The 10315-nt window shown below is 62.0% G+C and carries 11 protein-coding genes; 6 read left to right on the forward strand and 5 right to left on the reverse strand.

Translation table 11 applies throughout. From position 1 onward, the window contains the following. The 4 genes from OQK_RS29220 to aspA all read right to left on the reverse strand — a co-directional run. The coding region (locus OQK_RS29220) for an AraC family transcriptional regulator (protein WP_016772469.1) at window positions 1-452 on the reverse strand (452 nt) is incomplete at its 3' end. A 244-nt stretch (window positions 453-696) separates the two neighbouring features. Then, window positions 697-1701: an asparaginase gene (locus OQK_RS11215; protein WP_016772470.1), complete on the reverse strand. Its 1005-nt coding sequence runs from the start codon at window positions 1699-1701 to the stop codon at window positions 697-699. A 109-nt stretch (window positions 1702-1810) separates the two neighbouring features. After that, window positions 1811-3259, reverse strand: a complete 1449-nt coding sequence (locus OQK_RS11220) for an alanine/glycine:cation symporter family protein (RefSeq protein WP_016772471.1) — start codon at window positions 3257-3259, stop codon at window positions 1811-1813. A gap of 558 nt (window positions 3260-3817) precedes the next feature. After that, window positions 3818-5242, reverse strand: coding sequence for an aspartate ammonia-lyase (gene aspA, locus OQK_RS11225; RefSeq protein ID WP_016772472.1), 1425 nt, complete (start codon window positions 5240-5242; stop codon window positions 3818-3820). A 180-nt stretch (window positions 5243-5422) separates the two neighbouring features. Here aspA and OQK_RS11230 point away from each other — a divergent pair, with 180 nt between their 5' ends. The 6 genes from OQK_RS11230 (at window position 5423) to OQK_RS11250 (ending at window position 9193) form a co-directional block, all read left to right on the forward strand. Beyond that, window positions 5423-6331, forward strand: a complete 909-nt coding sequence (locus tag OQK_RS11230) for a LysR substrate-binding domain-containing protein (RefSeq protein ID WP_016772473.1) — start codon at window positions 5423-5425, stop codon at window positions 6329-6331. After that, the gene (locus tag OQK_RS29930) at window positions 6312-6584 is read left to right on the forward strand and encodes a hypothetical protein (RefSeq protein WP_157221874.1); all 273 of its coding nucleotides are present in this window, start codon (window positions 6312-6314) and stop codon (window positions 6582-6584) included. Before OQK_RS11230 ends, OQK_RS29930 begins: the two co-directional genes overlap by 20 nt. 37 nt (window positions 6585-6621) lie before the next feature. Beyond that, window positions 6622-7113, forward strand: coding sequence for a 5-(carboxyamino)imidazole ribonucleotide mutase (gene purE, locus OQK_RS11235; RefSeq protein WP_007920220.1), 492 nt, complete (start codon window positions 6622-6624; stop codon window positions 7111-7113). A gap of 10 nt (window positions 7114-7123) precedes the next feature. After that, on the forward strand, window positions 7124-8206 hold the full coding sequence (locus OQK_RS11240; protein WP_016772474.1) for a 5-(carboxyamino)imidazole ribonucleotide synthase: 1083 nt from the start codon (window positions 7124-7126) through the stop codon (window positions 8204-8206). Window positions 8207-8317: 111 nt separating this feature from the next. Beyond that, window positions 8318-8563 (forward strand): GlsB/YeaQ/YmgE family stress response membrane protein, encoded by a 246-nt coding sequence (locus tag OQK_RS11245; RefSeq protein ID WP_016772475.1) that lies wholly within the window; start codon window positions 8318-8320, stop codon window positions 8561-8563. A gap of 93 nt (window positions 8564-8656) precedes the next feature. Continuing rightward, complete coding sequence (locus OQK_RS11250; protein WP_016772476.1) at window positions 8657-9193, forward strand: DUF3299 domain-containing protein; 537 nt, start codon at window positions 8657-8659, stop codon at window positions 9191-9193. Between the two features lie 212 nt (window positions 9194-9405). Here OQK_RS11250 and OQK_RS11255 read toward each other — a convergent pair whose 3' ends face one another. Continuing rightward, window positions 9406-10305, reverse strand: a complete 900-nt coding sequence (locus OQK_RS11255) for a D-hexose-6-phosphate mutarotase (protein WP_016772477.1) — start codon at window positions 10303-10305, stop codon at window positions 9406-9408. Window positions 10306-10315 lie beyond the last annotated feature (10 nt).

Consider the following 10315-nt stretch of genomic DNA (forward strand, 5'->3'; position numbering starts at 1 on the left):
TCGCAGATGACTTTCAGTGACACCAGACAGAATTCGGCGTTGAACACCGCCATCGCCGCGCTTTCACGGTAATCAGCAGCGACGAACCAGACCTGCTCGCCATCGTCTTCCAGGCTCAGTTCAAACAACGTGCCCAACAGCGCCGGATAACGGATCGCCAGCCGCAAAGCGTCACCGAAGGTGGCACAGGTCAGCAGGGCGTAACCGAGCATGCCGTAACAGGACACGTGCATGCGCCGGCCCAATTCGAGACCGATGTCACGCTTGAGCGCAACCGCGTTGGTGCAGACCTGCATCTCTTGATGGGTGGTGATGCGCGTATCGGCACGCTGCAGATCCGCCGCCACGATGCCGCTGCCAGCCAGCAGCGCCTCGCTCGACAGGCCTTCGGCCTTGAACGTGTTGAGGATCAGCGAGACCGCGTTGAGGGTGGTGAGGTGGGAGTGGAGCATGGGATCTTCCAGCCTGGAGGTGGCTGGAACGCAGCAAGTTGCATGCCGCAGGCCCTCACCCCAGCCCTCTCCCAGAGGGAGAGGGGGCCGAACGGGGATATTGCAGAAATACACCGACGTGAGACGCCGCCGCCGAATCCATAATCGACACTGTTTATCAGGTCGGTGTATAGCGCAAGACACTACGATCAGTTCCCTCTCCCTCTGGGAGAGGGTTAGGGTGAGGGGCAATCCAGCGCCGTGCTCAGATCAACTCACCACACAAATCCAGCTCGATCAATCGACGCACTTCAGCCGTTTCCAGCCCGGCCCCCAGCAAGCCATGCAACTTGCCGAACGCCGCCTCGCGCGTCATGCCGCCACCGGACAACACGCCGACCCCACGCAAGCGGCTGCCAGCCTCGTAGATATCCAGCTCGACCCCACCTTCATGGCATTGCGTCACTGCAGCCACCACCACGCCGTTATCCCGTGCGCGGCCAAGGCTGGCGAGGAACTCTGGATTGTCGCTCGGCCCGGTTCCGCTGCCGTAGCATTCCAGCACCAGACCTTGAATGCCGCTGTCGAGCAGGCCGTCGAGAACCTCGGCACTGATCCCGGGAAACAGCGGCAACACCGCAACTTTCGCCAGTTGTTTCGGCTGGTTGTAGTTCAGCGCGACTGGGATCGACGGCGCCTTCACACCACCGCCCTGACGCTCCAGGCGTTTGAACGGATGGCGGCCGAAGCTGCGCACTTTCGCGCAGCGGGTCGGCGCCAGCAGTTCGCCGTGGAAGTACAAATGCACGCCCGGCGCCAGGCCCTGGCCGAGGGCGACCAGCGCGCCGCCGAGGTTTTCCCAGGCATCGCTGTCGGTCACACCTGCCGGCAGCATCGAGCCGGTGAAACACACGCGGGCATGCAGGCCGAGTAACTGAAAACTCATCGCCGCCGCGCTGTACGCCAGCGTGTCGGTGCCGTGCAGGATCAGCACGCTGTCGCAGCCTTGCACGTCCACGGCATCGGCCACCGCTTCGCGCAGTTGCTGCCAGTAGGCCGGGGTCATGTTGGCGCTGTCGATCAGCGGCGACATTTCCCGAAACTGCCACTGCGGCACTACCAGCTCAGGCTGGCTGTGCAAGTAGTCGCGCATCCGCGCTTCGAAACCGGACGCCGGGGCCAGCCCGTTGGCGCTGGCCTGCATGCCGATGGTGCCACCGGTGTAGAGCACCATGACGTGTTGAGCGGCGGGATAGGTCGACGAGCTCATAGGATTCTCCGAAACGATGAGGGCCTTGCAGGAGCGAGCAGGCTCACTCCTGCAGGTTATTGCATCACAATAACTGACGGGCGCAGGGGATGCGCCCGTCATTCACCTGTCAGCGTTGCGCTGCAGGTACGCCTTGCGGCGCAGTTTCAGTCTGGCCCGCCGCTGCTGGCGGGTTCACCGGCCAGGCGTTGCGATCCAGATCCAGGTCGGCGAATTTGCTCGAGTCGAACACTGGCTGTTTGACGCCGGCGCGACGCTGCTCATCATAATCGCGCATCACCCGCAGGCCGACCTTGAACAGCATGGCCAGGGCCACGAGGTTGACGAAGGCCAGACAGGTCATGGTGATGTCGGCGAAGGCGAATACCGTCGTCAGGTCCTGCATCGAACCCCACACCACCAGCGCCAGCACCAGGCCGCGGAACAGCATCAGCAGGGCGCGGTTGCGGCTGAGGAACTGCAAGCTGTTCTCGCCCAGGTAGTAGTTGTAGAGGATGCAGGTGAAGACGAACAGCGACAGCGCGACGCTGACGAACATGCGACCCCAGTCACCGACCACGGCAGCCAGCGAGTTCTGGGTCAGGACGATGCCGTCACCTTCGAAGCCCGGGGTGTAGAAGCCCGACAGCAGGATCAGCAGCGCGGTGCAGGTGCAGATCACGAAGGTGTCGAGGAACACGCTGAAAGCCTGGACCACGCCCTGCGCGCCCGGGTGCTTGACGGCGGCCACAGCGGCGACGTTCGGCGCACTGCCCAGGCCCGCTTCGTTGGCGAACACGCCACGCTTCACGCCCATGACAATGGCGCTGCCGAGCAGACCCGCAAAGGCCGGGTCGAGGCCGAAGGCGCTCTTGAAGATGGTTTCCAGCATGGCCGGTACGTGTTCGATCTGGGTGCCGATCACGTACAGGGTCACGCCGATGTAGGCCAGGGTCTTGATCGGTACCAGCAGGTCGGAGACCGAAGCGATGCGCTTGATCCCGCCGATAAAGGTGATGGCCAGCAGCACCGCGAGGACGATCCCGGTGTGTTGTGGGTTGAAGTCAAAGGCGTTCTGCAGCGAGTGGGTCACGGTGTAGGACTGCAGGCCGATGAAGGCGAAGCCGTAGGTGACCAGCAGCAGAACGGAGAAGACTATCGCCATGCCCTTGAGCTTGAGCCCGTGCTGGATGTAATACGCCGGGCCACCACGGTACAGGCCGTCGCCATCGGCGCGCTTGTAGACCTGGGCCAGGGTGCACTCGAAGAAGCTGCTGGACATACCGACCAGTGCGGTCACCCACATCCAGAACACCGCACCCGGACCACCGAGGGTCACGGCGATGCCGACACCGGCAATGTTGCCTGCACCGACGCGGCCGGCGAGGCTGAGCATCAAGGCCTGGAACGAGCTGAGTTGCCCGGCGCTGCCTTTGAGGCTGTCGCGGAACACCGCGAACATGTGGAAGAAGTGACGCAGTTGAACGAAACGCGAGCGAATCGTGAAGTAGCTACCGAGCCCGACAATGAGCACGATCAGTACTTTCCCTGAGAGGAAGTCGTTGATGACTTCGAGCATGGATTTATCCTCGCTGTTTTTTGTGGGTGCAAATGCTGGAGCGGAGAAACATCGTGTTACACCGGCATGCACGCGGCACGACGGGTGAGGCGAAGGTTTCGTCCCGGATCCATATCGCGGGTTTTGTTATTAGTTCGGGTTTCGCATGGGTTATGGCCTCGTTACCGACGACCGCTCACGCGAAGAGGGGCGGCACTATACCGATCAGTGGCGCGCCCGTCTGCACGGTAGTGGTGCAAGCGACGAAACGAAGCTTTGAAACACTTGGCGTTTGTGGCGAGGGGATTTATCCCCGTTCGGCTGCGAAGCAGTCGTAAACCATTGCGCGCGGTGTTTCTGGTACATCCTTATTGTTGGTATCGGGGCCGCTTCGCAGCCCAACGGGGATAAATCCCCTCGCCACAAAGGCTCACCTGCATATTGTTCAGTCCCCCTACGTTCGGGTCTCAGGATAAACAGTTAAAAAAAAGGGCTCGGGGACAAAATCCCCAAGCCCTCAAAAGGTGAGAGGTGTCTAGTCCCTCGACCTGGTGAGCGGTGCTACAAGTTCGCGTCGGCTCAGGCTTTGAGCGGAACCAGACGCGGGGCAATCATGTTTTCCGGGCGCAGGATGTCGGCGAGCATGGCTTCGTCGAGCAGACCTTCTTCGCGCACCAGTTCCAGCACGCCGCGGCCGCTTTCAAGGGCGATACGGGCGATGCGGGTGGCGTTTTTGTAGCCGATGTACGGGTTCAGTGCGGTGACCAGACCGATCGAATGCTCGACCAGTTCGCGGCAGCGCGCTTCGTTGGCGGTGATGCCGACGATGCAGTGCTCGCGCAGCATGTCCATGGCGCGTTGCAGCAGGCGGATCGAATCGAGGATCTTGAAAGCGATCAGCGGCTCCATCACGTTCAGTTGCAGCTGGCCGCCTTCGGCTGCCATGGTCAGCGCCAAGTCGTTACCGATGACCTGGAACGCGACCTGGTTCACGGCTTCCGGGATCACCGGGTTGACCTTGCCGGGCATGATCGAGCTGCCTGGCTGACGCGCCGGCAGGTTGATTTCATTGATGCCGGTGCGTGGGCCGCTGGATAGCAGGCGCAGGTCGTTGCAGATCTTCGACAGCTTGACCGCGGTGCGTTTGAGCATGCCGGAGAACAGCACGAAGGCGCCCATGTCGGAGGTCGCTTCGATCAGGTCGGCGGCCGGTACCAGCGGTTGCCCGCTGATCAAAGCCAGACGTTGAACAGCCAGTGCCTGATAACGCGGGTCGGCGTTGATGCCGGTGCCGATCGCGGTGCCGCCGAGGTTGACTTCGGTCAGCAGTTCCGGGGCCAGCGTCTTCAGACGCGCGAGGTCTTCGCCCATGGTGGTGGCGAACGCGCGGAATTCTTGGCCGAGGGTCATCGGCACGGCGTCTTGCAGCTGGGTACGGCCCATTTTCAGGACGTGGTCGAACTCTTTACCCTTGGCCGCGAACGCCTGAATCAGGCTGTCGAGGCTGGCCAGCAGCGCGTCGTGACCCAGCAGCAGACCCAGGCGGATCGCCGTCGGGTAGGCGTCGTTGGTCGACTGCGCCATGTTCACGTCGTCGTTCGGGTGCAGGTACTGGTACTCGCCTTTCTCGTGGCCCATCGCTTCCAGAGCAATGTTGGCGATCACTTCGTTGGCGTTCATGTTGGTAGAGGTGCCGGCGCCACCTTGAATCATGTCGACCACGAACTCTTCGTGGTAATCGCCGCGGATCAATCGGGCACAGGCTTCGCTGATGGCAGCGTGCTTGGCTTCGCTCAGGTGACCCAGCTCGCGGTTGGCGTCAGCGGCGGCCTGTTTGACCATCGCCAGGCCCACAACCAGTTTCGGGTAATGCGAAATCGGAACGCCCGAGAGGCGGAAGTTGTTCACCGCTCGCAGGGTCTGGATGCCGTAGTACGCATGGGCCGGTACTTCGAGGGCGCCAAGCAGGTCGGTTTCTGTGCGGAAAGATGCAGCGGAGGACATGATAGAAATCATCTCGATAAGGACCCGGTCTGTGCCGGAACGCTGCGAATGCTAGGCTTGTAGGGATTTTTGGGCCAATGCTGTTCAGCACTGCCCTATGCACATTCGGCATAATGCCCATGTGACGCCGCCTGTGCGGCAGACGTGTGACCTGTTTTGGTGCGTGTCCGGGAGGACGTGATGAATCTGGAAAGCAAATGGCTCGAGGACTTCAGTGCCCTGGCCGCCACCCGCAGTTTCTCGCAGGCGGCCGAACGGCGCTTCGTGACCCAGCCGGCGTTCAGTCGGCGGATCCGCAGCCTCGAAGCGGCGCTGGGGCTGACCTTGGTAAATCGCTCGCGCACGCCGGTCGAACTGACAGCGGCGGGGCAGTTGTTTCTGGTGACTGCGCGCACCGTGGTCGAACAACTCGGTGAAGTGCTGCGCCACCTGCATCATCTGGAAGGCGGGCAGGGCGAGGTGATGCAGGTGGCGGCGGCACACTCGCTGGCGCTGGGCTTTTTCCCGCGCTGGATCGCCCAGTTGCGCAACGAAGGGCTGAACATCGCCACACGGCTGGTGGCGACCAACGTTGGCGACGCCGTGCACGCTTTGCGTGAAGGTGGCTGCGATCTGATGCTGGCGTTCTACGACCCGGATTCGGCGATGCAGATGGACCCGGAAATCTTCCCGTCGCTGCATTTGGGCCAGACCGAGATGCTGCCGGTGTGCGCGGCAGATCTGGATGGCAAACCGCTGTTCGATCTGGAAGGCGAGGCGAGTGTGCCGTTGCTGGCGTACAGCGCCGGGGCGTTTCTCGGCCGTTCGGTGAACGGCTTGCTGCGCCAGCGCCAGTTGCGCTTCACCACGATCTACGAAACCGCGATGGCCGACAGCCTGAAAAGCATGGCGCTGGAAGGCCTCGGCATTGCCTGGGTGCCGCAACTGAGCGTGCGCGCTGAGCTGGCCCGCGGTGAACTGGTGGTGTGCGGCGGCCCGCAATGGCATGTGCCGCTGGAGATTCGTTTGTACCGCTGCGCCCTGGTGCGCAAGGCCAACGTGCGGTTGCTGTGGCGCAAGCTGGAAGGCGGTGCTGCGCAAGCCTCCTGAAAAAATCGCAGCCTTCGGCAGCTCCTACATTGGAATGCATATCCCTGTAGGAGCTGCCGAAGGCTGCGATCTTTTGATCTTTTTGGCTGACCTTCAGGTCAATAAAACCGGGCTTTTGCGGCAGATGACAGATGGTCGCGCAGGGGGCTGTTTATTGCTTTCTTTGCGGTATACTGCGCGGCCTTCGGCCGGCACGTCCGGCCATTTTTCGTACAATCAAGCCACGCAACCTGCGTGGCTTGTTGTTTTATGACGCGCCTGCGGGCGCTCCAGAGAGAAGAGGCGCGACGATGAGTGCACTGGTTGGCGTGATCATGGGCTCCAAGTCCGATTGGTCCACCCTTAGCCACACCGCCGATATGCTGGAAAAGCTCGGCATCCCGTACGAGGTCAAGGTGGTTTCCGCCCACCGCACCCCGGATCTGCTGTTCCAGTACGCCGAAGAGGCTGAAAGCCGCGGCATCGAGGTGATCATCGCCGGTGCCGGTGGCGCCGCCCACCTGCCAGGCATGTGTGCGGCCAAGACCCACCTGCCGGTGCTGGGCGTGCCGGTGCAGTCGGCCATGCTCTCGGGCGTCGATTCGCTGCTGTCGATCGTGCAGATGCCGGCGGGCATTCCGGTCGCCACCCTGGCCATCGGCAAGGCCGGCGCAATCAACGCCGCCCTGCTCTCGGCGAGCATCCTCGGCGCCAAGCACCCGCAATTTCATGCGGTACTGAAAACCTTCCGTGCCGAGCAGACAGACAGCGTCCTGGACAATCCAGACCCACGTATTGCCTGAGGTTGTTGAAATGAAGATCGGTGTAATCGGTGGCGGCCAGTTGGGTCGCATGTTGGCCCTGGCGGGCACTCCGCTGGGCATGAACTTCGCTTTTCTCGACCCTGCGCCGGACGCCTGTGCGGCCGCGCTGGGCGAACACCTGCGGGCCGATTACGGCGATCAGGATCATCTGCGCCAACTGGCCGATGAAGTCGATCTGGTGACCTTCGAATTCGAAAGCGTCCCGGCCGAAACCGTGGCGTTTCTGTCGCAATTCGTGCCGGTCTACCCGAGCGCCGAAGCCCTGCGGATTGCGCGTGATCGCTGGTTCGAAAAGAGCATGTTCAAGGACCTCGGCATTCCGACCCCGGCCTTCGCCGACATCCAGTCGCAAGCCGACCTGGACGCCGCCGTCGCTTTGATCGGTCTGCCGGCCGTGCTGAAAACCCGCACCCTGGGTTACGACGGCAAGGGCCAGAAAGTCCTGCGCAAGCCGGAAGATGTTGCCGGTACTTTCGCCGAACTGGGCAGCGTTGCCTGCCTGCTGGAGGGCTTCGTGCCGTTCACCGGCGAAGTGTCGCTGATCGCCGTGCGTGCCCGCGACGGTGAAACGAAGTTCTATCCGCTGGTGCACAACACCCACGACAGCGGCATTCTCAAGCTGTCGGTTGCCAGCACCGATCACCCGTTGCAGGCGCTGGCGGAAGATTATTCCAGTCGCGTGCTTAAACACCTCGACTACGTCGGCGTGATGGCTTTCGAGTTTTTCGAAGTCGACGGTGGCCTCAAAGCCAACGAAATCGCCCCGCGCGTGCACAACTCCGGGCACTGGACCACCGAAGGTGCCGAGTGCAGCCAGTTCGAAAACCACCTGCGTGCCGTGGCCGGCCTGCCGCTGGGTTCGACCGCCAAGGTCGGCGAGAGCGCGATGCTCAACTTCATCGGCGTAGTGCCGCCGGTGGAGAAAGTCATCGCCATCGAAGACTGCCATCTGCATCACTACGGCAAAGCTTTCAAGGCCGGACGCAAGGTCGGCCACGCCAACCTGCGCTGCGCCGACATGGCCACGCTGCAGGCGCAGATCATCAAGGTCCAAGCGCTGATCGCCGAGTAAACCAGTTTCATGTGGCCGCGGCGGAACCATTCAGGGGCCGCCGTTCTCTCATGGCAGGATGCCAAAGTCTGTCTAGGCTTTGGCATATCTACCAAATCAGAGGGAAATGCCATGGGAATTATCGGAACCATCTTTATCGGCTTGATCGTCGGCCTGCTGGCTCGGTTCCTGAAACCGGGCGATGACAGCATGGGCTGGATCATGACCATCCTGCTCGGTATCGGCGGTTCGCTGGCAGCCACCTACGGCGGCCAGGCTCTGGGCATCTATCAGGCGGGCGAGGGCGCGGGTTTCCTCGGCGCACTGGTCGGCGCTGTCGTGTTGCTGGTGATCTACGGTCTGATCAAAAAGAACTGATCGAAAGCGACAAAGCCCTCTCGGCCAGCGCGGCCGGGAGGGCTAGAATGCGCGGCGACTTACCGTCCATTCCTTTGCCTGCCGAGCACCTTCATGCGCCGTCTTCTGTTGACTCTCCTCTTGCTGGGCAGCTATCTCGCCCACGCCGGCGAACTACCGGAAACCGACTGGCTGGAACTGATGCCCAAGTCGGATCAAAAGGCCCTCGAGGCCATGCCGGAAATCGACCACAACTCCCCCGAAGCCACCGGCACCTTCACCGAGAAAGGCGGGATGAAGCAGGCCAAAGGTCTGCCGGCGGTGATGTATTCGACGAAAACCGTGGCGTCGATGAACGACAAGCACATCCGCATCGGTGGTTACCCGGTGCCGCTGGAGTCCGATGCCAAGGGCCGCAGCACGCTGTTCTTCCTCGTGCCGTATCCGGGCGCCTGCATCCACGTACCGCCACCGCCGCCCAATCAACTGGTGCTGGTGCGATATCCGAAGGGTTTGAAGCTGGACGATATCTACACTCCGCTGTGGGTGACCGGCACGCTGAAAATCGAGAAGGTCAGCAATGACCTCGCTGATGCGGCGTATGCGCTGGAGGCGGAGAAGGTGCGGGTGGTGCAGGAGGCTGACCTCTAAAGCGCGCCGCACATAAATGTAGGAGTGAGCCTTTTTGGTAAGGGGATTTATCTGTGGTGAAGGGATTTATCTGTGGCGAGGGGATTTATCCCCGCTGGACTGCGCAGCAGGCCCCAGCTTTTGATTTAAAAAAAGCGGGGGCCGCTGCGCGACCCAGCGGGGATAAATCCCCTCGCCACAGGGCTCTTTGCCCTTTTGTATGGTGCTAGAGCTTAGAGCGGTGCAGCGGCTACGCTGACACCCATGGTATGGCTCGCCCCCGGCGCCAGGGTGACCAGATCATCCATCACATTCGCCGTTTCGATGCACAGCATGCGCTGCCAGCCATCGTTGTCCATGTCCGGCAGGGCGGCGGCGCGGTCGATCCATGGGTTCCAGATCACCGCCGTGCGCGAGCCGGTGGAGGTCAGCACAATGCGTCGTTCCCAGGTCGGATCAACGATGCTCAATTGCGGCGGAACGTCGAGGTAGATGCGGTCGGTCTCGCCGGCGAAATGCAGATCGCCGCTCTGGCTGGCCGTGTTCCAGTCGTCCAGGGTCTCGATGTAATTCAGCCCGGCCACGCCGTCGACATGCACATTACGCACGTCACTCACGGCGAAATAGGTGTGCAGCGCCTGACTCAGCGTGACGCTGTCAGTACCACGGTTATGGCTGGTCAGGCTGTAATGCAGTTGATCCGCCAGATGCAGGGTCAGGGTCAGATCGACTTCGTGGGGCCAGCCCGGCAGGCCACCTTCCGGGTAGGGCAGCTTGAACTCGACCTTGATGCCGTCAGCCTCTGATTCGATGTTGCCCAACTGCCAATCCATCGCCCGCACCAGACCGTGCGCGGGGGCCGGTTGCGCGCCGGTGTACATGGCCTGCACGCTGCTCGGGTTGCGTTCGAATTTGCCAAACCACGGCCAGCACACCGGCACGCCGGCGCGGATGCTTTTGCCGGTCTTGAACTCGGCCTTGTCGTTGAGCCAGATGATCGGCGGCTGGCCGTCGATCTGATAACTGAGGATGTGCGCGCCTTGCTGGGCCACCAGCACTTCGGCCTTGCCGTGGCGGATGCGCCAGCAGTTCAGTTCATCCTGTTTCACGGCTTCAACGTTGGGCGTGTTCATGGGCAACTCT

This window comes from Pseudomonas sp. R62 (assembly GCF_000257605.1).
Classification (GTDB): domain Bacteria; phylum Pseudomonadota; class Gammaproteobacteria; order Pseudomonadales; family Pseudomonadaceae; genus Aquipseudomonas; species Aquipseudomonas atacamensis.